This is a genomic window from Streptomyces durocortorensis (assembly GCF_016901035.1).
Classification (GTDB): Bacteria; Actinomycetota; Actinomycetes; order Streptomycetales; family Streptomycetaceae; genus Streptomyces; species Streptomyces durocortorensis.
Map to the genome: position 1 here is coordinate 24,344 of NZ_JAFEUF010000028.1, position 23,638 is coordinate 47,981.

The following is a 23,638-nucleotide window of genomic DNA, read 5'->3' on the forward strand; positions in this document are numbered from 1 at the left end:
ATGACCTGGTTCGCCGCGGTCGCGCGGCTGCGAGCACGCCGGGAGGCCGGCGTGCTGGTGACCGTCGCGACCGTGCGCGGCCACGCCCCTCGTGACCCCGGCGCGAAGCTCGTCGTGGGGCGGAGCGAGACATGGGGCTCGATCGGTGGCGGCAACGTCGAGGCGGTCACCATCGACCGGGCCCGAGAACTGATCGCAGCGTCCGCGGCCGGACCGGAGCTGATGGATTTCGCCCTGAACGACAAGGTGACCAACCGGCACGGCGTCCAGTGCTGCGGCGGCACGGTCTCGGTGCTGCTCGAACCGCTGCCGGTGGTACGGGCGGTGGCGATCTTCGGCGTCGGACACGTCGGAATGGAACTGGCACGCGTCCTGGCACGCCAGAACCTCGACCTCCATCTGATCGACAGCCGCTCGGACCTCCTCACCGAGGAACGGCTCGCCGTCCTCGGGGACGCGGTGGCGGGGGTGCACGTCCACCACACTCCGCTGCTGCCGGAAGAGGTCCTGGAGCAGTTGCCGCGCGGCACCCACATCCTGATCATGACCCACGATCACGCCGAGGACGCCGCGCTGTGCGACGCCGCCCTGCGGACGGCCCACCTGGGTTCCATCGGGCTGATCGGCTCGGCGGCCAAGTGGAGACGCTTCCGCAAACGCCTCCTCACGGAGGGCGGCCACGACGAGGCCGCCATCGACCGGATCAAGACCCCGATCGGACTGGCCGACATCACCGGCAAGGACCCCGCGACCATCGCCGTGAGCGTCGCGGCCGATCTGCTGCTTGCCTTCGAGGCGGAGGGCGTCGACGAGGGCGCGCGACGGTGACGATCTGGCGGAGGCCGGCATCGGCGAGAAGTCACCCGGCCGATGCCCCATGCCGGCTCATGGGTGTCCAGCTGCCCCGTCACGGTCCCGCAGCATGTCCGCGAGGTGGTGGGCGACCGCCCTGCCCAGTTCGGTGGCGGAGGCGTCCTCACCGCCCCGTACCCCCAGTCGCTCCGCCAGATCCGTCAGGTGCAGATCGACCGCCGTCTCCACGAGCGTGGCAAGCAGACTCGCGGCGTCGCGGGCGCGGGCGACGGCCGTGACGAGCACGGCGGCTCCGGCCAGCGCGCTGGGCCACCACAGCACCGCCAGTGCCGCGTACAGCAGCGCCCAACCGGCCAGGCGTGCGGCGGAGTCGTACGCCTGGCGGGCGCTGATGACGTCGGCGCGCAGTGTTTCGGGCAGCAGGGCCCAGAGTCGTGGCCAGGTCGGCTCCAGGTCGAGCCCGTAGCGGCCGTACACCCGCACCGCGGCTCCGTGGAAGGCGTCCCCGATCCGGGTCGGACGCTCAGGTTTTCGCGTCTTCCGCCGCCGCGCCGCATACCGGGCGTAGGCCGACGACAAGCGCCTGCCCCGGCTCCGGTCTGCGTCGGCCCGTCCGATGGTGTGTCGTGCCCGCACGTCCCCGCGCAGCTGGTTGCGAAGGCGCCACCGCACCACCCAGGCGAGCGGCGGTCCGGCCGTGGCCCACAACCCCAGAACCGGCAGCTACCAGGGCGGAAACGGCGACACGTCGGGCGAAGCCACCCGGGATGCCATAGCCCGCGCCGGCGGCGGCCAGTGGATCACCTGGGCGTGCACCACGCGGTAGCCCACGCATGCGCCCCGCTCCTGTGTGCGGATCGGCTGCGGAGCCTTCCTCGACGCACCGTCGATCTCACCCTGCCGGCACGAGCCCTCTGCCCGGTCAGGAGACGTCTGCCCGCCAGCCGGTGAGGTCGCCCTCGTCCGCGTCCTCGAAGCCGACAGCGACCGGCGCATCGCCGTCCGCCAACAGGTGGATGGTGCACTGCGTCAACGTGCCACCGGGCGGAACCATGCCGCCGGTCCCACCGGCCGGACAGGCAGCGACTTCCACTTCGCCGAAGACGTAGGCCGGGGCGCCTCCGATCTGCTGAGCGCCCTCGGTGAGCACACGGACGCTGCTGGCCTGGCCGGGAAAGAGGTCGGTCTTCCCGGTATTGCGGTAGGAGATCGTCACGTAGTACGGGGTGCGGTCCCGCTGATCGTCGTCGAGTTCGGCACCGGCGAGATCAGCCACGCTGCCCTTACGCACGGACTGAAGAGTGGCGGGCAGTTCGATGACACCTCCCTGCTCCTCGCCGGCGTCCCACCGGACGGCGATCGTGTCACCCTGGGCCGCCATCTCTTTCGAGGCCGCGGCGAGGCCACCGTCGACCGGCCAGGTGGCGACCTGGTCGGCCGGGCTGATGAACCCGCCCCCGGAGGTGTGCGTCACGGCCAAGGCGCCAATGCCCTTCGGCACCATGTACGTCGCACAGGTGGTGTACGAGTCACCGGGTGCCAGCGTGTCCGGCGCGGAGTCCTCGCAGGACGACGGGCCGCTGGTGGTGACCGGTGTTCCGCGCGTCCAGTCGGTGCCGGTCAGGGTGAGGTTGCGGAAGGCCTCGTAGGCGTAGGGGATCTTCTTCTTGCCCGTGTTGCTGACCTCGAAAGTGAGGTAGTGGGGGATCTTTCCCTTCAGCTCACCGTCCAGCCGCACACCGTCAAGGTCGTCCTCCGATGCGCGGACGAGGCTCTTGACCTTCAGCCGAATCTCGTACGTCTTCCCGCCGAGGGCTGTATGGACGACCTCCCGGGCCCCGGTCTTCACCGGCAGCTCCGTGCCGGAAGCCGGGCTCCCCACCGACTCCGCCAAGCCTTGTACGCCTGCGCAGCCGACGAGCAGGGCTATGCCTGTCGCTCCCACGGCGGTCATCTTGAAGTGCCTGATCAGGCGCACGGCTTCCCCCTGTTACGCAATATTCTGCTGTCTCCTGTCGCGTGGCACACGATAAACGGTCGCCGGACGCCGGTATGCGGCCGACCAGGCCGAAGAGCCGAAGAGCCCCGGGGCAACCAGCACCGAGCCGGGGATGTCGAGTTCGGCGCGTTGAGCCGCACGGGGCTGACGTTCCATCAGCAACAAGTCGTCACAAGGCCAGTTGGCGTACTCGGTCAGCGCGCCGCCGAGCAGATCACGGAGCGCGCCGCCGCCCGCGACGGCACCGAAGATCGAGAGGGCCCGGCCCGTTCCTTGAGGTCGGTGAAGATGGCCGTCAGAAGGGGACAGGGCCGCCGGGGACAGAAGGGGATCACTCCGCGAGTCGGATCCGGATGCCCACCGTTCGATGTCCGGACCCCTTAAGCCGGCTGCCCAGCAAGCCGACCCGCGCGACGAGACCGTACTTGCGCTTCATCAGGTCGAGGTAGTGGACGGTGTCCTGGTCGGCGGGCAACTCGGCGACACCCGGCACAGGATCCCCCTTCGGAGTCCCCCGCCAGTCGCAGGGGGCGACGGTGACCCGGCCGCTGTTGCGGATCCGTTTGACCTTGCCGGCGTCGGCTGCGCTCCACACGGCCAGGCAGTCCCCGTCCTTCATCACCCACACCGGAGTGGGCACCGCCCGCCCGTCCCGGCGGAACGTCGTGAGAAGTAGGGCCGGTGTCGGTGGGACAGGGAATGCTGGTGCCCATGGAAGACCCAGAGCAGCAGGACAGTGACGACGTAGAGCCGGACGACGCCTGGGCCTTGGACGGAACGTGGGAGGGAATCCTCACTGCGGTCCTTGCAGCCGCCGACGAGGGCAACGACATCGGCTGGACGGTATCTGTGGACTCCACCGTCCGCCGGGCCCACCAGCACACAGCGGGAGCACGAAAAAGGGGGCGCCAGATCGGGCTGAGCCTGACGATCACGGGCTCGGACGTTCCCGCGGCGGCCTGAGCACAAGGTGCGTCTTGCTAGCGACAGCCACGCTCGTCCGTTCCCGTTCCCGTCCCGTGCGATCCGGAGCCATCTCCGTCGGCGCGGGATCCGTGCCGCCATTCCCCAACCGTCCGACCAGGTAGGTCACCGACGGCGACGCGGTCGTGTGGGAAGCCCGCCTGCCACCTTCGACGCCGAGGCGTACAAGCGGCGCAATGCTGTCGCGCGATGCATCGCCCGGCTCAGGCAGTGGCGTGGTCTCGCAATGAGAACGGACAAGCTGGCCACTGTCTACCTGGCCGCACTCCATCTTGCTGCCATTCTCATCTGGGCCAGGCGATAGACCTCTGTCTCACCGATGGTCATCCGGCGCGCACTCGGGTCACGTGAGGTCCATGACGGGGACCTTCAGCGAGTTCCCGTATGTGAGCCGGTCGTGGGCGCACGGCATTAAGGCCGGGCGCGGAGAGGGAAGGTCTCGCCGCCGGGCGGGGAGGCTCTGCGGTCAGACCAACAGAGGGGAAAGGGGTCGTTCAAGAGGTCCGGCCGTGGCGAATGGATCGCCACATCCGCGCCACACCCACTCTGCTTCGGGCGACAGTTAGCAGTGCAAGCCCTCACCACGTGTTCCTGTGCCACTGGACCAGCTCGACATCACCTGGAACAGTTCGAGCGACGCCAGCTGTTCGGTACCGGTCTACAACACCCCATAGAGTGAGACCGGGGGCGAGACCGGGGGCGTGTCGTATATCTGATACGCCCCCGGTCCAAGCCTTCAATCGGAATGTGAAGAGAATGTGGATCGAGCGAATCACTGAGGCTACACACTGGGAGCCGCTTCGGCTCGACATTCCCTGGAAAAGCATCGAAGAAGATCTTGGTACTCAACTTCCCGAAGATTACAAGAAGCTTGCCGAGACGTTCGGCAAGGGCGAATTCTCGGAGTTCTTGCGTGTTTTCACCGTCGATGCCACGAGGCAGTTCGACCTGGTCAGGATCTGGAAGAAGTATCTCGAGGGCGGCCCGGAGAGCGGCCCAGATCCCGCCTTCAAGCCCTACCGGATGTACCGGCCAGGTCGGCGCGGCCTCATTCCCTGGGCGTTCGGTGAGATGAAGTGCAGCTACTTCTGGCTAGCGTCCGCGGATGAGGATCCGGCGAGCTGGCCCATTGCCACACAGGGAGATCCGTATCCCTGGCACGAAGTGAACATGTCCACTTCCGAGTTCGTCTGTCGAGTGCTGACCGATCCCGATTTCGAGCCGTTCTCGATCGCGAGGCCGTTTCCGCAGCCTGACTTCTATCCGATGGACTGAAAAGTCATCTCATTTGGCGAGTCTGTGGTAGCAGATGAGTGTGCAGGCGATGCTGGTGAAGGCCAGGAAGTGATCGGCCTTGCGTTCGTATTTTAGCTCTGCCCAGCGCGCCTACTCGAGGTCTATGGCCGAGTCCGCCGAGGACTCACGGCCCATCGCCTCGGACGGCGTGGCCTTGATGCTGCCCGGAGCCCAGCCAAGGACTCCCTCGAAGCTTCGGGCAACAATCGGGGTGGGCAGGTCCCCACGGTCGCCTTCGAAGGTCCTGAAGGTCGCCTCACTCAGCCAGGTGCGGCGCGCGAGTTCACATTCCGAGATGCCTTCGGCCTCACGTAACTCGATGGGGGCTCTCGCCAGCCGCACAGATTCCTCTCGGCTCATGACCGCAGTGTGTCGCAGAGCCCAGGCTGGGACAGCCTGCTGACTTTTTCGCCCTCACCATGCAACCGGCGATCGTCACCAGCCCTGACCTGCACGCCAATCCCATGACAGAGTCAGATATCAGACAACGAATCGCATACCGCCCTCTGAGACCGTGACCCGACTCGGGCGATCACCGACTACTGCTCGACCTGCATGCGACGGACCAAACGACCCTCGAACTCGTACACATGACGGACCTCCTCTCGAGCAAGAACGGAACCGCCCGGGTCGCGAGCCACCAGTCTGACCACGACTTCGATCCGGCCGTCGCCCCGTTCCCGAAACTGCACAGGCGTGAGAGACAGCCGAAGCTGAGCCCACTGGCGAATCCAGTAGTCGCGGACCGACGCCCGTCCTTCGAGGTGCCCGCCTTCCCAGCCGTTGGGCCACTGGACATCGGCAGTCATGGCCGCGAGGACCCGATCGATCTCGCGGGCGTTGAACGCCTCGTACAGCTCGCGGAGCTCCCGCGATCGGGCGGACGTCGACGGCCTGTCGTCACTGTGGAGCACTGAATCATCCTCTCGCCAGAACGCGCGTGCTGCGCTGGTGCTGCGGGCTCGACGTCGCCGACCTTCGCGATCGTCAGCGGCCGAGCGGGTCACAGTCCACCAGCCGCTCGGATGCTGGCTCCGGTGACATAGCTGGCCTCGGAGCCGAGCAGCCAGACGATGGCCGGAGCGATCTCGTCGGGCTCTCCGGCTCGGCCCAACGGGATACGTGCGGCAGCGCGCCCGGCGCGGTCCGGATCCCCGGCATCGGCGTGGATCCTCGTGTGCACCGTGCCCGGCGCCACGGCATTGACCCGGATCCCTTGATCGGCGACCTCCTTGGCGAGTCCCACGGTCATCGCTTCGACCCCGGCCTTGGCTGCGGCGTAGTGGACGTAGTCGTGTGCCGTCACGTCGCCGGCCACGGCGACGGCTCTCACGCCGTGGTCCTGTGCTGCTGCGGCTGCCCTCTCGGCGGCAGCGCGGTCGTCGCGGTAGCCGACGATCAAGTCGTGTCCTGCACGCGCCAGGTGCGCGACGGTGGCGGCGCCGATCCCTCGCGCCCCGCCTGTGACGATCGTGAGCGGACGGACTGCCGGTGGCACGGGTCGTCCCGCGGGTCGGCTTCGTGTGTCACTCATGGTTGTCAGTCCCCTCGTGGCTGGTGTCTGCACTCCAGGTTTCCCAGAGGGCTGCGTAGGAGGTCGCGGTGGTGACGAGGTGGTCGTGGTGGCCGAGCTCGGTGATGCGGCCCCCTTCCATGATGGCGATGCGGTCAGCGTCTCGGGCTGTCTGGAGTCGGTGGGCCACGGCGATGATGGTGCGGCCCTGGATGGTGGCGGCGAGGGCTAGTTCGGTGCGGCGAGCGGTCGTCGGGTCCAGCAGGGCGGTGGCCTCGTCGAGGACGAGGGTGTGGGGATTGGCGAGCAGGACTCGGGCGAGCGCGACGTGCTGGGCCTGGGCGCCGCCGAGCCGATGGGTGCCGAGGTCGGTGTCGAGCCCGTCGGGGAGGTCGTCGAACCAGTCTGCGCCGAGGACGTCGAGGGCCTCGAGGAGCTCGGCGTCGGTGGCGTGAGGTGCCGCGATGGTGAGGTTGTCGCGCAGCGGGTCGGCGAACACGTGGTGCTCCTGGGTCACCAGGACGATGTGCTGGCGAAGCTGCTCGGGTGCGAGGTCGGCGACGTCCGCACCGCCCACGGTGACCCTCCCTGATCGGGGACGGTCGATGCCGGCGATGAGGCGACCCAGGGTGGTCTTGCCTGCTCCCGACGTCCCCACGACGGCGAGACGCTCGCCGGCCCGGACGTCGAGGTCGACACCGTGGAGGACGTCGGCCCCGTCGTAGGCGTAGCGGACGTCGGTGACGACGATGTCCTGGTCGGTGGGGACGGCCGTGACGCCCTCGGCGCTGCGTCGTGGCGGTTCCGCTGACGAGGCGAGGCCCTCGATGCGGGCGAACGAGGCGGCGCTGCTCTGCAAAGTCTCCACCCAGATCAGGATCGTGTCGATCGGGGTGGTGAGCTGGCGCAGGTAGAGGACGACCGCGACGACGGTGCCGAGGCTGAGCCGGTGGTCGAGGTAGAGCAGGCCGCCCACGCCGAACGCGGCGCCGACGGCAAGAGCGGTGGAGGCGTCGATGGTCGAAAAGAACACGCTCCGCAGGCGAAGGGTGCGCAGCTGGGCGGCTGTCGCGGCAGCGATCGCGGACGAGCAGTCGGCGGCCCGCCGCTCCTGCAGGCCGAGCGCTTCCACCGTCCGGGCGCCGGCGGCGGTGCCGGCCAGGACGTCGGCGACCTCGGCATGCGCGGCTGCCTGGGCCAGATAGGCCGACCGGGCGCGGCGCAGGTACCAGCGCAGGACCACGGGGATGGCGACGAGTGCGACCAGTCCGACGGCGCCCAGCACGGGGGAGAGCAGGACGACGGCGACGATGATGATCAGCGCCTGGGCAAGGGCGAACACCATCTCTGGCGCGGCGTCGCGCAGAGCGAACGACACCAGGCCGGCGTCGGTCGTGGCACGTGAGGTCAGGTCGCCGGTGCCGGCCCCTTCGACTGCTCGTGCAGGGATCCGCATGAGCCGGTCGGCCAGCTGCTCGCGCAGTCGGGCGGCGGTCCGTTCGCCGAACCGGTAGCCCAGGCGGCGGGCCTGGTGCCCGATCAGGAGCTGCGCGGCCGCGGCAAGCACCACGAGGAGGCCCAACCGGTCGATGGTCGCGACGCCGGCCCCGGCCTGCACCTCGTTGACGATCTGCCCGAGCAGCCACGGCCCGACCAGACCTGCGCCCGCCGCCGCGCAGTTGGCGAGGAGCACGGCGATGAATGCTGCGCGGTCGGAGCGGATGAGCCGCCACGCAGCACGGCGGACCTCGCCGGGCTCTGCCACCGGCAACGGCTGCGCGCTCATGCCTGGATCTCGGGGTCGTGGGCGCTGGTGACCGGTCGTCCGCGGTGGACCAGAGCGGCGTAGGCGGGGTTGGCCAGCAAGGCGGTGTGGGTGCCGCTTGCGACCACCCGGCCGTCGGCGAGCAGGTGCACCACGTCGGCTCCTTGCAGCACGAGCGCGGACGTCGAGGTGACCAATGTGGTCTTGCCGCGACGGTGGTGGGTGAGGCGGTCGACGACGGTGGCCTCCGTGGCAGCGTCGAGCGCCGAGGTCGGGTCCACCGCGAGCAGGACGGTCGGGTCGGCGATCGTCGCCCGAGCGAGCCGGACGCGTTGGCGTTGACCGCCGGAGAGGTTCCGTCCCCCGGAGTCGATCCTCGACCCCAGGCCCTCGGGCAGGCCCCGCACCACGTCGTCGGCGGCGGCGGTGTGCAGCGCGTCCAGGATCGCAGCCTCACCGAGGTCGGCGACGTCGAGGCGACCGGCCACCACCTGGGCCAGGGACCCGGCGAACAGGGCGGCGTCGTTGTCGGCCACCAGCACCTGCTTGTGCAGCTGGGCGGGATCGAGCTCGGAGGTCGGCTGCCCGGCCCAGGTGGCACCTGGGCGGAAGCCGCCGAGCCGGTCGACGAGGGCCACGGCGTCGGAGTACTGGGCGGTGGCGACCGCAGCGAACGTCCCCGGTGCGATCCGCAGCCCGGAGGCCTCGTCGATCAGGTCTCCACGCCCCGGGGGCACCGCCGAGCCGGTGCTGTCGGGGCGCACGTCAAGGAAGTCGGTCACCCGACGTGCGGCCACGAGAGCCTGGCTGAGATCGAGCGCGCCCTCGATGAAGGAGGCCACCGGCACCGCCAGCACCGCGGCGTAGCCGGCGACCGCGACCAGTTCGCCCACCGTGATGCTGCCCTCGACCGCGAGCCGGGCGGCCAGCCACACCACCACTGCGGAGAACAGTGTCGGCAGCCCCAGACCGGCTGCCTGGATCACGCTCGTGACGCGGCCGACCCGATAGCCGTGCTGCAGCAGCCGCTGTGACTCGGCGCGGAAACGGTCGGCGTAGACCGCTTTTCCGCCCAAGCCGTTCAGGACGCCCAGCCCCGCGACGATGTCCACGATGCGACCCGTCACTCGGCTCTGCTGCTCGCGATACGGCGTACCGACCGTCCGGAGCCGGCGCGTCGCCGGGCCCACGACCAGGGCCAGGACCGGAACCCCCGCCAGCACGACCACAGCCAGTAGCACGGAGATCCGCAACAGCAGCACCGCGATCACCACGTAGGCGAGCACCGCACCGACTCCCGGCCCGGTCGCAGTGAGGCTGCGCCCGATCGTCCACGCGTCCCCACCTCCGATGGCCACGACCTCCCCGGTGAGCGCGCGACGCGCCATCGTGTCTCCCAGACGGATGCCGTGGGCGTTCACCTCTGACACCGTCCGCAGCGCCGCATCCATGCGCACCCGGGTCATGGTGCGATGCCGCCAGATGCTCAGGCCCGCCAGGACGCCCCCGACCAGGAGCAGGACAGCCGTCCACCCCAGCACCACGTTCTGCTGGCTCTTCGCGAGGCTGTCGATCGCACGGGACAGCACGTACGGCGGTAGGGCGAGCCCCATCATCCAGGCGCTGCCGAGCACCGCTCCGAGCGTGACCCGGCCGCGCTGCCGGGACACGAGCCACGCCAAGTACGACCACGGCCCACGGGTGTGGGGGCGCCGCGGCGGCACGGTGCTCCGGCGCATGTGTCGGCGTCCCCATGCCTTGCCCGTCCGGACCACGACGACCAGCAGCACGGCGAGAAGTGCGGCGGAGGTCGCCGGGACGAGGTCCAGAGGCAGCGTGTAGCTCATCACGACCCGAGCCGCAGCATCGATGAGGAAGGCCAGTCCGAAGCCCCAGGTCATGCCCCGCATCGCTCGCCGAAAGGTCTCGCTCGTCTCCCAGGACCGGTGCCAGTCCTCGGCCGGCGCCGGGGGCATGAAACCGACGGTCGCCGTGAAGACGAGCGGTCGTGCCCGCAGCAGCGACAGCAGGACCCAAACTCCGACGAAGCCGGTCAGATAGCTCTCGCGGGCCATCAGGAGCCGCGAGTCGGCAGTCATGAGGCCGATCGCAGTCCCGACGGTGATGAGCCCGAGAACGAAGAGGCTCGCCCCGGGGACGCGCCGCCGAAGGACCAGGCCGGCGCTCAGGCGGAGCATGGGCAGGGCGGCCCCGGTGAGGAGCGCTGTCCAGACGGATGCGCCCAGTGCGCGGAGCACGTAGTAGGACGCGAGCGGGACGACGAGGTCGATGAGGAGGAAGCCGGTGAAGGCGGCCGGACCGCTTCTCGGGGCCCTCATCGTGGCTCCGTGGCCTGCAGTGCACGTCGGACGATGGTGACCAGGTGCTCGGCGTGGCCTCGTGGGTCAGCCGTCGGGTCGCAGGCGGCGCGGGCCGCGGCGGCGTCGATCGACGCCCGCATCGTCATGGCCAGCACCCCGGCGTCCACATCCGCGGCCTCACCCGTCGCCTGCCCTCGCTCGATCAGCTCTCGCAGGTGGGCACTCAGGGGATCCTCGCCTCCCGGGGGGCCGTCCGCAGGTCGCATGTTCGCCGCCACCTCCATGACTGCGCGCACGTGCCTCGGATGGTCGGCGACGAAAGTGAGGTTGCTCCTGATGCAGGTCGCGAGCTCGCCGATCACCGAGTCGCTGTCGCCCGTCACCTGGCCGATCTGCCACCCGGCCTCGCGGTAGAGGGAGGTCACCACCTCGCTCAACAAGTCCTCCTCGGTAGGGAAGTGGCAGGTCACCACTCCGTTGCTGACGCCTGCGCGGCAGGCAACCTCGGCGACGGACGTGCCTGCGCAGCACGTCCACCGCGCAGTCGACCAGCTCGGCTTTCCGGGCCAAGCCGCCGGGCGACGGGGTGGGTGAAGGTGTCGTACGCAGGTGCGAATCTGACACCGCCGTCCTTACGGGGGCGACGACCTCAGCGCGATGCCGGGGCGTTCCGGATGGCCTGCGCGGTGGCGCTCGGGTCGTAGTCCTGGGGAACGCCGCCGACGAGGATGATGTCGCCCTGGATGTGCCGGGAGCGAAGGGGTGCGATCTCCCGGTAGGCGGGAGAGTCCCACCAGTCCCTGGCCTCGTTGATCCCGGGAAAGCCGATCACCACGACGTGTCCGGCCCACGCGCCCTCCTTCACCTCCGGTGGCGTGCCGTGCACGAGGAAGCGACCCCCGAAGGGCTCGAACGTGCCGGCGATCCGCTCCATGTACTCGGCGACGTCCGGGTGCGGCTCGGCGTCGCGCAGATGGGCGATGGCGTAGGCAGTCACAGAAGGTTCCTATCTGGAGAGGGCCGGTTCGCGTGAGCGTCAGTCGAGCGGTCTGAGTCGGCGTGGCCGTGAAGCCGTTGGACAAGGAAGTCGAGGATCTCGTCGCGTGCCGTGGCGGTCGGTTCGCCCTCGCGATCGACGAGGTGAACAGTGACCACGCTGTGGGGATAGGGAACGTGAGCAGCGAAGAACGGCGGTGCATCACGATTCGCGGCAGTGTCGGGGAGTTCGCGGCTGACGAAGGAGTCACCCAAGGCTTGCGCGTAGGCATCGAAGCGTGCCCTGGTGCAGACCTTGTCACCCTCGAATCGGTAGGCCAGGACGGTGAGATCGTCACGGTCGAGACGTTCCTTCACGGCGGTGAGCTCGGCGTCGCTGATCTCCAGGACACCCGGCTCATCCAACGGCAGGGACGGCTGGCAGGCCACCGGCGCGACGACGGCGCTCTCGAGCATCATGGTGATGGCGAAGTTGCCGGTGAAGCACATCCCGACCGCGCCCACACCCGTCCCCCCGCACTCACGGTGCGCCGAGCGAGCGAGGGCCATCAACCACGTCGTGATGGGGCTCGACTCGCCACCGCCGAGTGCGCGGAACTCCTTCGAGACGCAGAGACGACGAAACACCTGTGCCCCGCTGTCGGCGTCACCGAGGGCGCCGTCGGTGCCGAAGAGGGAAGGCAGGTAGACCGTCATGCCACGATCGCGGACCCATCGGGCGAAACGAGCGACGTGTGGGCTGATGCCGGGCATCTCGTGCATCACGATCACACCGGGACCGTCACCGCTGACATACACGCGACGCACCTGACCGAGGAGCGAGATGGACCGCACGGTGAAGTCGGCGAGGTCGTCGTCTTGGGTCACGTCGTGATCCGCCATGGAGGTCCCCCCGCGATGGATCGTCGCGGAGTGCGGCCGATCTGGTGACTACGATGGATCACTATGAAGTCCTTGAGGGAGCGAGACCGGCCACATTCCGGGCGGTTCGAGACATGACCTCGGTCCGCGTCCTGGATCTCGAGGGAGCGATGGCCACCTCCGTGGCCATCACGGTTGATGTCCTCGACACCGCGAACCGGCTGGCCCTCCGATCGGGACGGGCCAATCAGTTCGACGTCCAGCCCTGGGTCGCCAACGGCTATGGAGACGCAACGGATCCGGTGGATCTCGTGGTCGTCCCTGGTCTCGGGATGAGAAACACCCAAGAGGTTCGCAGCCGACTCGCAGCGCCCGATGCCAGAGCGGGGGCGCACTACTTGAAGGAAGCCGCCACAGCAGGTAGCGAGATCGCAGCCTCGTGCGCCGGAGTGTTCCTCCTCGCCGAAGCCGGCATCCTCGATCAGCGACGTGCGACTACCACCTGGTGGCTGGCGCCGCTGTTCGCCTGCAGGTACCCCGCAGTTCGGTTGACACCTGCTGATCTCGTCGTCACCGACGGCCCGGTGACAACCGCAGGGGCAGCCTTGGCGCACCTGGACCTGATGCTGACTCTCGTAGGGCGTCACGCTGGGGAGGCGCTCGCCCGGGAGTGCGCCAGGTACCTCGCGGTTGACCGTCGTCGGTCGCAGTCTCCCTACGTGATGCCCGAGACGATCGGGGGCGCCGACAGCGATGTCGCAATCGCGCGGTCGTGGGCGCTCCAACACCTCGACACAAGCATAGGGGTGAGGGACTTGGCCGCCGCCGCACACCTCAGTCCGCGCACCCTCACCCGCAGAATCAGCGAAGCCACAGGTATGTCACCTGCTCGATTCCTACGACGCCTGCGTGTCGAGCGAGCTGTCGAACTTCTACACAACACTGACCTCGCCGTCACCGGAGTCGCCCATGCGGTCGGGTACAGCGACCCGACGGCACTTCGACGGGCCATGAGCCAAGAACTCGGCATGAGCCCCCGGACAGTCCGCGGACAGCGCACCCGCGCCCACTGAATGACATCCGCGACCGGCGCGCCCCATCGCCTTGCACGAGAGCGTCCGAAGGCCGTCGGCACTCGGCTCGGCCGAGGGTCCTTCAGCGGACCAGATGACCGGAGGGCGTCAGTCACCAGAGCAGGATCGTCATCCGCACGATCGGAGATGTCGCCTACGGCCGTCGCCCGAACGAGTCGAGCAGCCGGATCTGTGGTGACGCGTCAGCAGGCAGCGTTCCGCTCGGACCGGCACCATACGCTCCGAAGGAAAGCATTTCGTCCAGGTGCGGCTCGACCGTGTTCAGCACGCCGAGAACAGTCTGCGGATCGAGGGTCTCGTCGAGACGCGCGGCACGCAAGAGGTCCCACGCGTGCACTACCAGGTCGACGAGACGGAATCGCAAGTAGGCGGCGACGGGAACATTTCCGTTCGGGCCCGCGACCTGTTGCCCGGGCGATGTCGCGAAGAATGCCTGTGCTTGGCGCTGTGCGGACTCACTCACGTCAGCGACTGGGTCATCGCCGACCTGCTTGGCTGCGAGCATGGCGCGGGCCTCGCCGCGACCAACACCTGCCAGCAGAAGTGCGGTGAAGCGGTTCCCCACCACCACGTGCTCAATCAACTCGCGTGCCGAGATTCCCGACGGCGTCGGTTGCTCCGACGAGTCCGCGGGCAATTGGCGCACAACTCGTTCGAACTCTGCCGAAGCTGCCCTGATCAACTCCATGTGCTACAGGCTAGCGGCACGAGCCGCTCGTCCGGGAGGCGACCAACCCGACTTGCCTGCATACCCCCGGCAAGGATTCGGCCGGTTCCACTCCACGAGCTGCGTCTCTCGAGGGAATCCCGTACTGGTCACGCTCCGGTGACTATCGGGCGCACGCTGAGCGTGCCACAACAGGATCGATCAACGGGACGCAGTTCCGTGGAGCCGTCGAGCAGCGCGATCGGTCGGTCAACGTCTCCGGAGTAGGTGGTGGACCGCCCCGCTGGGGCTGGGGACGACGTCGTGATGGAATCGGTCATCGAGCTCGTCCGGGGACTGCCAGAGCCTGGTGCTCGGACGAGCTCCAGGGGGAGACCGCTACGTACAGGGTGTCGACCGGATCCGCCTCGAGGAAGGCGCGGATGGTCCGCGCGCCCCCGCCGAGGTGGACGTCCCGACCGTCGGCTGCTGCCCGGGCCTGGGCCAGGGCTTTGTCGGGGTGTCGTCGACGACACACACAAGGTGAGACGAGCGCAACTCTCACCTCAGGCACCGTCTGTGATGTTGCGTAACACACTCCCGGACAGCACCCCTGCCCGCTCACGTGGGACTCCGCCGTCACCATCACTCACCGCCAGACGCCTTGTGCGCCCATAACCGACCGCCGCTCACTCGCAGAAGGAGCCGTCGGCCCCCGCCGCTCCCGGCTCAACCGGGAACCTCACCCAGGACCTTGCCCGGGCACCGCAGAACTGACGAGTTCGACTTCACGAGCCATCACACGGGCACTGCCCCTACAGCTCCGCTGCGCGTCGGCAGGCTGACCTGGCAAGCGCCAGTACCTCAGCGGGAAAGACCGCGCCGGAGATACCCCCCTCACCATCACAGGCGTGAGCGACCAGGATTCGCCGTTCAAGCGGCCGTGGGAGCACACCACGACGCTCCCACGGACAGGACACCGGGAAAGTCCCAGGTCACAGCCACGTAAGACCTTTTACGCCTACCCCAAGCGCCACGTTCGCTGCACCTCCGTGCGGCGTTCGCTGCACGGAAACCGCCGCCGAAGAACGCGTTTCCCCAGGCAAGAACGATTCTGCCTGGGGACGCTCGGTGGGGCGGGTGGGACTCGAACCCACGGCCGACGGATTATGAGTCCGCTGCTCTAACCGGCTGAGCTACCGCCCCGTTTCGGCGTGGCGCGTACAAGTGTGCGCTCCGTCTGCCGCAGCATAGCCGGTCATACGATCTCTCGCTCCGGTTGGCCGGCTTCACCTGATCTTGAGGACGTCGCTGCGTGCTGCCCGGTTGCAGGGGAGATCCAGGAGACCCGAAAGAGTCGTTCCGGGGGCCGTCCGACGGGCCGGGAGAGGGCCGGGCCAGGTACGCGAAAGAGGACCCCGAGGGGTCCTCTTTCGTTCCGCTCCCCCGACTGGACTCGAACCAGTAACCCTCCGGTTAACAGCCGAATGCTCTGCCAATTGAGCTACAGGGGATCGCGCTCCCCCGACTGGACTCGAACCAGTAACCTGCCGGTTAACAGCCGGCTGCTCTGCCAATTGAGCTACAGGGGATTGCTGCGTTGCTTCGAAATCGTACCTGCCTGGCGGCTGCCGGGCGGCGCGCGTTCGCTGCGACACATACATTAGCGCAAGCAGGGGGGTGCTCCGCCAATCGGTATCGCCCGGGGTGATCTCGGGTGCTCGCGGGTAGGCGGGCTGCACACGTCGCACCAAGCGTAGGAAGGGTGGCAGCCATGCGGTACCGGCTCACGTTCATCGCCGGAGTGGCCCTCGGTTACGTGCTCGGCACGCGAGCCGGGCGCGAGCGTTACGAGCAGTTGAAGAAGTCGGCCCGGCAGTTCACGGAGAACCCCGCCGTGCGCAACGCAGCCGAGAGTGCCGCGCACAGCGGACGGGACATCGCCGGCAAGGCGTACCACTCGGTCAGCGACAAGGTCGGGGACAAGGTCCCCGCCTCCGTCGCCGAGCGCGTCCGGTCGCTGCGGGACCGCAGCAGCCAGAACGGCTTCGAGGACGACTGGGGGACGACCAACACCTAGCCGTCCCGCGAGGTGCGACGGGAGTTACGGGAAAGTCCGTCGGTGCGGCAGAATCTCCGTATGGGCATAGTCGCGGGGCTGGACAGTTCGTCCACTTTCACTCACATCGTCGTCTGCGACACGGACTCGGGCGCCGTGCTCCGGGAGGGGTACGCCGCCCATCCGGTCGAGGCCAAGGCCGCCGAGGTCGATCCGCAGGTCTGGCTGCTCTCGCTCGGTGAGGCGGCCTCCGGCGGGCTGCTCGAAGGTGTGCAGGCCATCGGGGTCTCCGCGCAGCAGCACGGGCTCGTCCCGCTGGACCGGCAGGGCAATCTCGTACGCCCGGCCCTGCTCGGCAACGACCGGCGGGCGCAGGTCGCCGCGGCCGATCTCATCGACGGGCTCGGCGGGCGGCAGGCCTGGGCCGAGGCGGTCGGGGCCGTACCGCAGGCCGCGCAGCCCGTGACGAAGCTGCGCTGGCTGGCGCGGACCGAGCCGGAGAACGCCCAGCGGGTGGCCGCCGTGCTCCAGCCGCACGACTGGCTCGTGTGGCAGTTGCTGGGCCGGCCCGCCCGGCGGACCACGGACCGGGGCGCGGCCTCGGGTACGGGGTACTGGTCGGCCGGGTCCGCCTCCTACCGGCCCGATCTGGTGGAGCTGGCCCTCGGGCACTCCGCCGCGCTGCCCGAGGTGCTCGGGCCCTCCGACTCCGCCGGGACGACGCCCGAGGGGCTCCTGATCTCCGCCGGGACCGGCGAGACCATGGCCGCCGCCTTCGGGCTCGGGGTCGCCGTGGGCGACGCGGTGGTGTCTCTGGGGGCCTCCGGGTCCGTGATGGCGGTCCACCACGAGGCCCTCGCCGATCCGAGCGGGATGATCACCTCGTTCGCCGACGCCACCGGCATGCATCTGCCGGTCGTCCACCTCTCCAATGCCGTACGGGCGCTGCGCGGCACTGCCGAGATGCTGGGCGTGGACGGGCTGGAGGAGCTGTCCGCGCTCGCCCTGAAGTCCACCCCGGGAGCGTCGGGGTTGGTCCTGCTGCCCTATCTGGAAGGGGAGCGCACTCCTCAGCTTCCCCACACCGCCGGCACCCTCTGCGGGCTGCGGCGTGAGTCGATGAAGCCGGAGCATCTGGCGCGGGCCTCGTTCGAGGGCATGCTGTGCTCGCTCGCCGACGCCCTCGACGTGCTGCGCGGGCGGGGTGTCGAGGTGCGGCGGGTGTTCCTGCTGGGCGCGGCCGCCGAACTGCCCGCCGTGCAGGCGCTGGCCCCGGCGGTGTTCGGCACCCAGGTCGTGGTGCCGGAGCCAGCCCAGTACGCGGCGATCGGCGCGGCCCGGCAGGCGGCCTGGGCGCTCGGGGTCTCGCAGGGGGCCCTCGACCCGCGCACTCCCCCGGCCTGGCAGGGCGCCGCGGCCCAGGTGCTGGAGCCCGGCGACGAGCTGGCGGTGGGCGGTGCGGTGCGGCAGCAGTACGCGGCGACCCGGGACCAGATCCACCCCGGGGCCTTCGGCGGCCAGCACCCCGCGTAGGGCCTGCTTCTCTTCTCGGTCGGGGGCGCGCACCCCGGCGCAGTCCTCGCACCGCAGTGCGCCCGGCGTCCTTGCACCGGGGTGCGCGCCGCCGTGAGCCCGGGTGCGGGAGTCTCCCCCGCGCTCCAGGTTTGACCCGGGCTTGGGGAAAACGGTTCGCCCGTGACGTACGGCGTACGCGAAACTAGGTCGGCCTCTGCCTGCCGCCGATTCCGAGAGACCCGCGTGCTCATAAAACTCCTGCGGGCCCATCTGGGCCCGTACAAGAAACCCATCGTGCTGCTGGTGCTCCTCCAGCTGCTCCAGACCTGCGCCACTCTGTATCTGCCCAGCCTGAACGCCGACATCATTGACAACGGTGTCGTGACGGGCGACACCGGCTACATCCTGGAGTTCGGCGGTCTCATGATCGCCGTCAGTGTTCTCCAGGTGCTGTGCAATGTGGGGGCCGTCTACTACGGGGCGCGCACCGCCTCCGCCCTCGGGCGTGATGTGCGGGCCGCCGTCTTCGACCGGGTGCAGTCCTTCTCGGCCCGGGAGCTGGGGCGCTTCGGGGCGCCCTCGCTGATCACCCGGACCACCAACGACGTCCAGCAGGTCCAGATGCTGGTGCTGCTGGCGTTCACCCTGATGGTGTCGGCCCCGATCATGTGCGTCGGCGGCATCATCATGGCGCTCGGCCTCGATGTGCCGCTCTCCGCCGTGCTCCTCGCGGTCGTGCCGGTGCTCGGGATCTCGGTCGGCCTCATCGTGCGCAGGATGGGGCCGCTGTTCCGCACCATGCAGGAGCGGCTGGACGGCGTGAACCGGGTGCTGCGCGAACAGATCACCGGCAACCGGGTGATCCGGGCCTTCGTCCGGGACGGGTACGAGGAGGAGCGCTTCCGGGGCGCGAACACCGAGCTGACCGATGTGTCGGTGGCGACCGGGCGGCTGATGGCGCTGATGTTCCCGACCGTGATGACGGTGGTCAACCTGTCGTCGGTCGCGGTGGTGTGGTTCGGCGCGCACCGCATCGACAGCGGCGGGATGCAGATCGGTGCGCTGACCGCGTTCCTCGCGTATCTGATGCAGATCGTGATGGCCGTGATGATGGCCACCTTCATGTTCATGATGGTGCCGCGCGCCGAGGTGTGCGCCGAGCGCATCGAGGAGGTCCTCGGGACCGAGTCGAGTGTCGTGCCGCCCGTCGCGCCCGTCACCGAGCTGCGGCGGCACGGGCATCTGGAGGTGCGCGGGGCCGAGTTCCGGTATCCGGGTGCGGAGGAGCCGGTGCTGCGGGCCGTCGATCTGGTGGCCCGGCCCGGGGAGACCACCGCGGTCATCGGGTCGACGGGCAGCGGGAAGTCCACACTGCTCGGGCTCGTACCCCGGCTGTTCGACGTGACGGACGGCGAGGTGCTGGTCGACGGCGAGGACGTGCGGACGCTGGATCCGGCGCTGCTGGCGAAGACGGTCTCCCTGGTGCCGCAGAAGCCGTACCTCTTCTCGGGGACGGTGGCGACGAACCTGCGGTACGGGAATCCGGACGCCACCGACGAGGAGCTGTGGCACGCGCTGGAGGTGGCGCAGGCCAAGGGGTTCGTGGAGGGGCTGGAGCACGGGCTCGACGCGCCGATCGCGCAGGGCGGCACCAATGTGTCCGGTGGTCAGCGGCAGCGGCTAGCCATCGCGCGGACGCTGGTGCAGCGGCCGGAGATCTATCTGTTCGACGACTCGTTCTCCGCGCTGGACTACGCGACCGACGCGGCGCTGCGGGCGGCGCTCGGCCGGGAGACGGCCGGGGCGACCGTGGTGATCGTGGCGCAGCGGGTGTCCACCATCCGTGACGCGGACCGGATCCTGGTGCTGGACGAGGGCCGGCTCGTGGGGACCGGCACCCATCACGAGTTGATGGACGGCAATGAAACGTACCGGGAGATCGTGCTCTCCCAGCTGACGGAAGCGGAGGCCGCGTAATGGCCGGTCCGGGCGGACGGATGATGGCCGGGGGCGCACCCACCGACCGGTCGATGGACTTCAAGGGGTCGAGCAAGCGGCTGCTGAAGCGGTTCGGCCGGGAGAAGGCCTCGCTGTGGCTGATGCTGGGCGCGGTGGCGGTGAGTGTCGCGCTGTCGGTGGCCGGGCCGAAGATCCTCGGCATGGCGACCGATCTGATCTTCGCCGGTGTGGTCGGGCACGAGATGCCCGAGGGCACGACGAAGGCGCAGGCGATCGAGGGGCTGCGGGAGGACGGCCGGGGGTCGATGGCCGACATGCTGTCGGGCGTGGACTTCACCCCGGGCGAGGGCATCGACTTCGGCGCGGTGGGGAACGTCCTGCTGCTGGCCCTGGCGGTCTATGTCGGGGCCGGGCTGCTGATGCTGGTGGCGACCCGTCTGTCGATCCGGGTGATCAACCGGATCGTGTTCCAGTTGCGCGAGGACCTGCAGACGAAGCTGGCGCGGCTGCCGCTGTCGTACTTCGACCGGGCCAAGCGCGGTGAGGTGCTGAGCCGGGCGACGAACGACATCGACAACATCTCGCAGACGCTCCAGCAGACGATGGGGCAGCTCATCAACTCCCTGCTGACGATCGTCGGCGTGCTGATCATGATGTTCTGGATCTCGCCGCTGCTGGCGCTGGTCGCGCTGGTGACGATCCCGCTGTCGGTGGTGGTGGCCACGCAGGTCGGCAAGCGGTCGCAGCCGCAGTTCGTGCAGCAGTGGCGGGTGACGGGCACGCTCAACGCCCATGTCGAGGAGATGTACACCGGGCACACCCTGGTGAAGGTCTTCGGCCGGCAGCAGGAGTCCGCGCGGGACTTCGCCGAGCAGAACGACGCGCTGTACGAGGCGGGCTTCAAGGCCCAGTTCGCCAGCGGGATCATGCAGCCGCTGATGATGTTCATCTCGAACCTCAACTACGTGCTGGTCGCCGTGGTCGGCGGGCTCCGGGTCGCCTCGGGTGCGCTGTCGATCGGGGACGTCCAGGCGTTCATCCAGTATTCGCGGCAGTTCTCGATGCCGCTGACGCAGGTCGCCTCGATGGCGAACCTGGTGCAGTCCGGCATCGCGTCGGCGGAGCGGGTCTTCGAGCTGCTGGACGCCGAGGAGCAGGACGCGGATCCGGAGCACGGGGAGCGGCCGGAGCGGATGGACGGACGGGTCTCGCTGGAGAAGGTGTCGTTCCGCTACGAGCCGGAGAAGCCGCTGATCGAGGATCTGTCGCTGAGCGTGGAGCCGGGGCAGACCGTCGCGATCGTCGGTCCGACCGGGGCGGGCAAGACGACGCTGGTCAATCTGCTGATGCGGTTCTACGAGGTGACCGGCGGGCGGATCGCGCTCGACGGGGTCGATGTGGCGAAGATGTCCCGGGACGACCTGCGGTCCTCGATCGGCATGGTGCTCCAGGACACCTGGCTGTTCGGCGGGACGATCGCGGAGAACATCGCGTACGGCGCTTCGCGCGAGGTCACCCGGGAGGAGATCGAGGAGGCGGCCCGGGCGGCGCATGCCGACCGGTTCATCCGGACGCTGCCCGACGGGTACGACTCGGTGATCGACGACGAGGGGACCGGTGTCAGCGCGGGCGAGAAGCAGCTGATCACCATCGCGCGGGCGTTCCTGTCCGACCCGGTGATCCTGGTGCTCGACGAGGCGACCAGCTCGGTGGACACCCGGACCGAGGTGCTGATCCAGAAGGCGATGGCGCGCCTGGCCCACGGGCGTACGTCGTTCGTGATCGCGCACCGGCTCTCCACGATCCGGGACGCGGACGTGATCCTGGTGATGGAGAACGGGTCGATCGTCGAACAGGGCACACATGATGAGTTGTTGGCGGCCGGTGGCGCTTATGCACGGTTGTACGCCGCCCAGTTCGCGGAGGCGCTGGCCGAGGTGGACTGATTCCCCTCGAGTGGATCAGTCGAGATAGCCGCGGAGTTGGTCGGCGAAGGCGTGGTCCCGCAGCCTGCTGAGGGTCTTGGACTCGATCTGGCGGATGCGTTCGCGTGTCACGCCGAAGATCCGTCCTATCTCCTCCAGGGTGCGGGGCCGCCCGTCGTCCAGGCCGTACCGCAGTTGGACGACCTTGCGTTCGCGCTCGCCGAGGGTGGAGAGCACCGCCTCCAGGTGTTCGCGCAGCAGCAGGAAGGCGGCGGACTCGACGGGTGAGGTGGCGTCGCCGTCCTCGATGAGGTCGCCGAAGGAGACGTCGTCCTCCTCGCCGACGGGGGCGTGCAGCGAGACCGGCTCCTGGGCGAGGCGCAGGACTTCGGTGACCCGCTCGGGGGTCAGGTCCAGCTCGACGGCGATGTCCTGGGCGGTCGGTTCGACGCCGCGCTCCTGGAGGAGTCGGCGCTGGACACGCACCACGCGGTTGATCAGCTCCACGACATGGACGGGGACGCGGATGGTGCGGGCCTGGTCGGCCAGGGCGCGGGACATCGCCTGGCGGATCCACCAGGTCGCGTACGTGGAGAACTTGTAGCCCCGGGCGTAGTCGAACTTCTCCACCGCCCGGATCAGGCCGAGGTTCCCCTCCTGGACCAGGTCGAGCATCGTCAGCCCGCGGCCCACGTACCGCTTGGCGACCGAGACGACGAGGCGGAGGTTGGCCTCGATCAGGCGGCGTTTGGCCGTGCGGCCCATCACCACCAGCCGGTCCAGGTCCCCGGCGAGGCGGGAGTCGAGGTCCGGGGTGCCCGAGAGGCGTTCCTCGGCGAAGAGGCCGGCCTCGACGCGGCGGGCGAGCTCGACCTCCTCGGCGGCGGTGAGCAGCGGGATGCGGCCGATCTCGCGCAGATACTGCCGGAACAGGTCGGAGGTGGGGCCGCCGGAGTCCGCCCGGTTCCGCGGCTCCGGGGGGTCGGGGAGGTGCGTCGCTTCCACCATGACTGCCTCGGGTGGGTGTCCGGGCGGGCCTGCCGCGTTCTCCGGGTGGTGCAGGGCCCTGTGCTGCGCCCGGATGGCCGCGATGGGCTCGGTCGTGGTCGTCACGGTCCGGGTCTGCACGGGGGCGACCTCCAGGTGATCGCTGCCGGATGACGGGGCGGAGGTCTGTCCGGCCCCGGGGGTGCTCCCCTGGGGACCGGCGTGCTCCGATGACTCAGACATTCCCCAGTGTGGGGTACGGCACACGGCTGTCACGAGGGGCGTGCGGGGACTTTTTGGTTCCGGTCCGTCACCGGGCGACTACCGGCCGGGCGGGAGCGGGTGCCTCGGAGCGCGGTCACCGGCCCCGGGCGGGCTCAGAGCGCGGCGGCGCCGTGGGCGCGCAGGGACTGGGCGTACTGCTGGAGCACCCAGACCTCGTTCTGCGCGGCGGCCAGGTCCTGGGGGGCGACGTTGCTGCCGAGGCGGGCGAGGCTGCCCTGTACGTCGTTGATGCGGCGGTCGACGGCGCGAAGCCTGACGTGGACGAGGTGCATGCCCGCGTAGGTCTCGTCGATGGACTTGCCGCGGAAGACCTCGACGGCCAGCTCGGTGACGAGGTTGCGGACGGTGTTGTCGGGGGCGGCGTCCAGGACCGCGCCCAGATACGCCCGGTCGTCGGTGAGGCCCTGCTCGGCGCCGCCCGCCTCCTCGATGCACCGGCGCACGGCGGCGTAGGGCGGGGCGGTGAACTCGTCCACGCCGTACGCGTCGAAGGCCGGGGAGACCAGGGCGGGCTTCTGGAGGGCGAGCTTGAGCAGCTCGCGCTCGGTGCGGTGGGCGGGGTTGCGGCTGACAATTATACACAACTACTAGACCACGAGACACGCACACATAGACAGATA

The 23,638-nt window shown here is 69.3% G+C and carries 20 protein-coding genes, 3 tRNA genes and 3 pseudogenes; 8 read left to right on the plus strand and 18 right to left on the minus strand.

Annotated elements, in window-relative coordinates; translation table 11 throughout:
- A complete protein-coding gene (gene xdhC / locus JS521_RS08655) occupies nt 1–828 on the plus strand; it encodes a xanthine dehydrogenase accessory protein XdhC (protein WP_205082142.1) in 828 nt (275 codons plus the stop codon).
- A 57-nt stretch (nt 829–885) separates the two neighbouring features.
- On the opposite strand, the gene JS521_RS08660 is transcribed toward xdhC, so the two are convergent.
- From JS521_RS08660 to JS521_RS08670, 3 genes are all read right to left on the minus strand, one after another.
- On the minus strand, nt 886–1,296 hold the full coding sequence (locus JS521_RS08660; protein WP_205082143.1) for a hypothetical protein: 411 nt from the start codon (nt 1,294–1,296) through the stop codon (nt 886–888).
- A 439-nt stretch (nt 1,297–1,735) separates the two neighbouring features.
- The gene (locus JS521_RS08665) at nt 1,736–2,791 is read right to left on the minus strand and encodes a hypothetical protein (protein WP_205082144.1); all 1,056 of its coding nucleotides are present in this window, start codon (nt 2,789–2,791) and stop codon (nt 1,736–1,738) included.
- 352 nt (nt 2,792–3,143) lie between these two features.
- Nucleotides 3,144–3,536, minus strand: coding sequence for a PPOX class F420-dependent oxidoreductase (locus JS521_RS08670; RefSeq protein ID WP_205082158.1), 393 nt, complete (start codon nt 3,534–3,536; stop codon nt 3,144–3,146).
- A 41-nt stretch (nt 3,537–3,577) separates the two neighbouring features.
- On the opposite strand from JS521_RS08670, the pseudogene JS521_RS37480 reads away from it, so the two are divergent.
- Together JS521_RS37480 and JS521_RS08680 are read left to right on the plus strand one after the other, a co-directional pair.
- Nucleotides 3,578–4,100: pseudogene (locus JS521_RS37480) on the plus strand (transposase); the annotation flags it as partial.
- 452 nt (nt 4,101–4,552) lie between these two features.
- Nucleotides 4,553–5,071, plus strand: coding sequence for an SMI1/KNR4 family protein (locus tag JS521_RS08680; protein WP_205082145.1), 519 nt, complete (start codon nt 4,553–4,555; stop codon nt 5,069–5,071).
- Nucleotides 5,072–5,182: 111 nt separating this feature from the next.
- On the opposite strand, the gene JS521_RS08685 is transcribed toward JS521_RS08680, so the two are convergent.
- The 8 genes from JS521_RS08685 to JS521_RS08720 all read right to left on the minus strand — a co-directional run bounded on the left by JS521_RS08685 (nt 5,183) and on the right by JS521_RS08720 (nt 12,569).
- Nucleotides 5,183–5,452 carry an XRE family transcriptional regulator gene (locus JS521_RS08685; RefSeq protein ID WP_205082146.1) on the minus strand — a complete coding sequence of 90 codons (270 nt, stop codon included), beginning with the start codon at nt 5,450–5,452 and terminating at the stop codon, nt 5,183–5,185.
- Nucleotides 5,453–5,631: 179 nt separating this feature from the next.
- Nucleotides 5,632–6,006, minus strand: coding sequence for a nuclear transport factor 2 family protein (locus JS521_RS08690; RefSeq protein WP_205082147.1), 375 nt, complete (start codon nt 6,004–6,006; stop codon nt 5,632–5,634).
- Nucleotides 6,007–6,095: 89 nt separating this feature from the next.
- On the minus strand, nt 6,096–6,626 hold the full coding sequence (locus tag JS521_RS08695; RefSeq protein WP_205082148.1) for an SDR family oxidoreductase: 531 nt from the start codon (nt 6,624–6,626) through the stop codon (nt 6,096–6,098).
- Nucleotides 6,619–8,391: an ABC transporter ATP-binding protein gene (locus JS521_RS08700; RefSeq protein WP_205082149.1), complete on the minus strand. Its 1,773-nt coding sequence runs from the start codon at nt 8,389–8,391 to the stop codon at nt 6,619–6,621. The genes JS521_RS08695 and JS521_RS08700 overlap by 8 nt, the downstream gene beginning before the upstream one ends.
- Nucleotides 8,388–10,709, minus strand: coding sequence for an ABC transporter ATP-binding protein (locus JS521_RS08705; protein ID WP_239486968.1), 2,322 nt, complete (start codon nt 10,707–10,709; stop codon nt 8,388–8,390). Before JS521_RS08705 ends, JS521_RS08700 begins: the two co-directional genes overlap by 4 nt.
- Nucleotides 10,706–11,128: a hypothetical protein gene (locus JS521_RS08710; protein WP_239486969.1), complete on the minus strand. Its 423-nt coding sequence runs from the start codon at nt 11,126–11,128 to the stop codon at nt 10,706–10,708. Before JS521_RS08710 ends, JS521_RS08705 begins: the two co-directional genes overlap by 4 nt.
- 212 nt (nt 11,129–11,340) lie before the next feature.
- Nucleotides 11,341–11,688 carry a DUF1330 domain-containing protein gene (locus JS521_RS08715; protein ID WP_073958126.1) on the minus strand — a complete coding sequence of 116 codons (348 nt, stop codon included), beginning with the start codon at nt 11,686–11,688 and terminating at the stop codon, nt 11,341–11,343.
- Entirely contained in the window at nt 11,685–12,569 is an 885-nt protein-coding gene (locus JS521_RS08720) for a dienelactone hydrolase family protein (RefSeq protein ID WP_205082150.1), read from the minus strand. Before JS521_RS08720 ends, JS521_RS08715 begins: the two co-directional genes overlap by 4 nt.
- 53 nt (nt 12,570–12,622) lie before the next feature.
- On the opposite strand from JS521_RS08720, the gene JS521_RS08725 reads away from it, so the two are divergent.
- The gene (locus JS521_RS08725) at nt 12,623–13,621 is read left to right on the plus strand and encodes a GlxA family transcriptional regulator (protein WP_205082151.1); all 999 of its coding nucleotides are present in this window, start codon (nt 12,623–12,625) and stop codon (nt 13,619–13,621) included.
- A 154-nt stretch (nt 13,622–13,775) separates the two neighbouring features.
- Here JS521_RS08725 and JS521_RS08730 read toward each other — a convergent pair whose 3' ends face one another.
- The 5 genes and pseudogenes from JS521_RS08730 to JS521_RS08750 all read right to left on the minus strand — a co-directional run bounded on the left by JS521_RS08730 (nt 13,776) and on the right by JS521_RS08750 (nt 15,880).
- Nucleotides 13,776–14,330: a TIGR03086 family metal-binding protein gene (locus JS521_RS08730; RefSeq protein WP_205082152.1), complete on the minus strand. Its 555-nt coding sequence runs from the start codon at nt 14,328–14,330 to the stop codon at nt 13,776–13,778.
- Nucleotides 14,331–14,558: 228 nt separating this feature from the next.
- Nucleotides 14,559–14,808, minus strand: a pseudogene (locus JS521_RS36540) (dihydrofolate reductase family protein); the annotation flags it as partial.
- A 612-nt stretch (nt 14,809–15,420) separates the two neighbouring features.
- Nucleotides 15,421–15,494, minus strand: a tRNA-Ile gene (locus tag JS521_RS08740).
- A gap of 235 nt (nt 15,495–15,729) precedes the next feature.
- Nucleotides 15,730–15,802: transfer RNA gene (locus JS521_RS08745), tRNA-Asn, on the minus strand.
- A 5-nt stretch (nt 15,803–15,807) separates the two neighbouring features.
- A tRNA-Asn gene (locus JS521_RS08750) sits at nt 15,808–15,880 on the minus strand.
- 182 nt (nt 15,881–16,062) lie between these two features.
- Here JS521_RS08750 and JS521_RS08755 point away from each other — a divergent pair.
- From JS521_RS08755 to JS521_RS08770, 4 genes are all read left to right on the plus strand, one after another.
- The gene (locus JS521_RS08755) at nt 16,063–16,368 is read left to right on the plus strand and encodes a hypothetical protein (protein WP_003969335.1); all 306 of its coding nucleotides are present in this window, start codon (nt 16,063–16,065) and stop codon (nt 16,366–16,368) included.
- A 60-nt stretch (nt 16,369–16,428) separates the two neighbouring features.
- On the plus strand, nt 16,429–17,880 hold the full coding sequence (locus tag JS521_RS08760) for an FGGY family carbohydrate kinase (RefSeq protein ID WP_205082153.1): 1,452 nt from the start codon (nt 16,429–16,431) through the stop codon (nt 17,878–17,880).
- 225 nt (nt 17,881–18,105) lie between these two features.
- On the plus strand, nt 18,106–19,839 hold the full coding sequence (locus tag JS521_RS08765) for an ABC transporter ATP-binding protein (RefSeq protein WP_205082154.1): 1,734 nt from the start codon (nt 18,106–18,108) through the stop codon (nt 19,837–19,839).
- On the plus strand, nt 19,839–21,767 hold the full coding sequence (locus tag JS521_RS08770; RefSeq protein ID WP_205082155.1) for an ABC transporter ATP-binding protein: 1,929 nt from the start codon (nt 19,839–19,841) through the stop codon (nt 21,765–21,767). Before JS521_RS08765 ends, JS521_RS08770 begins: the two co-directional genes overlap by 1 nt.
- Before the next feature lie 15 nt (nt 21,768–21,782).
- On the opposite strand, the gene JS521_RS08775 is transcribed toward JS521_RS08770, so the two are convergent.
- Both JS521_RS08775 and dnaG read right to left on the minus strand, forming a co-directional pair.
- Nucleotides 21,783–22,874 carry an RNA polymerase sigma factor gene (locus JS521_RS08775; protein WP_205082161.1) on the minus strand — a complete coding sequence of 364 codons (1,092 nt, stop codon included), beginning with the start codon at nt 22,872–22,874 and terminating at the stop codon, nt 21,783–21,785.
- 236 nt (nt 22,875–23,110) lie between these two features.
- Nucleotides 23,111–23,584 (minus strand): annotated as a pseudogene (dnaG, locus tag JS521_RS08780) (DNA primase); the annotation flags it as partial.
- Nucleotides 23,585–23,638 lie beyond the last annotated feature (54 nt).

Coding starts and splice junctions, on each gene's coding strand:
- xdhC (WP_205082142.1), top strand. CDS start 1: ATGACCTGGTTCGCCGCGGTCGCGCGGCTGCGAGCACGCCGGGAGGCC.
- JS521_RS08680 (WP_205082145.1), top strand. CDS start 4,553: ATGTGGATCGAGCGAATCACTGAGGCTACACACTGGGAGCCGCTTCGG.
- JS521_RS08685 (WP_205082146.1), bottom strand. CDS start 5,452: ATGAGCCGAGAGGAATCTGTGCGGCTGGCGAGAGCCCCCATCGAGTTA.
- JS521_RS08695 (WP_205082148.1), bottom strand. CDS start 6,626: ATGAGTGACACACGAAGCCGACCCGCGGGACGACCCGTGCCACCGGCA.
- JS521_RS08700 (WP_205082149.1), bottom strand. CDS start 8,391: ATGAGCGCGCAGCCGTTGCCGGTGGCAGAGCCCGGCGAGGTCCGCCGT.
- JS521_RS08705 (WP_239486968.1), bottom strand. CDS start 10,709: ATGAGGGCCCCGAGAAGCGGTCCGGCCGCCTTCACCGGCTTCCTCCTC.
- JS521_RS08720 (WP_205082150.1), bottom strand. CDS start 12,569: ATGGCGGATCACGACGTGACCCAAGACGACGACCTCGCCGACTTCACC.
- JS521_RS08725 (WP_205082151.1), top strand. CDS start 12,623: ATGGATCACTATGAAGTCCTTGAGGGAGCGAGACCGGCCACATTCCGG.
- JS521_RS08730 (WP_205082152.1), bottom strand. CDS start 14,330: ATGGAGTTGATCAGGGCAGCTTCGGCAGAGTTCGAACGAGTTGTGCGC.
- JS521_RS08755 (WP_003969335.1), top strand. CDS start 16,063: ATGCGGTACCGGCTCACGTTCATCGCCGGAGTGGCCCTCGGTTACGTG.
- JS521_RS08760 (WP_205082153.1), top strand. CDS start 16,429: ATGGGCATAGTCGCGGGGCTGGACAGTTCGTCCACTTTCACTCACATC.
- JS521_RS08770 (WP_205082155.1), top strand. CDS start 19,839: ATGGCCGGTCCGGGCGGACGGATGATGGCCGGGGGCGCACCCACCGAC.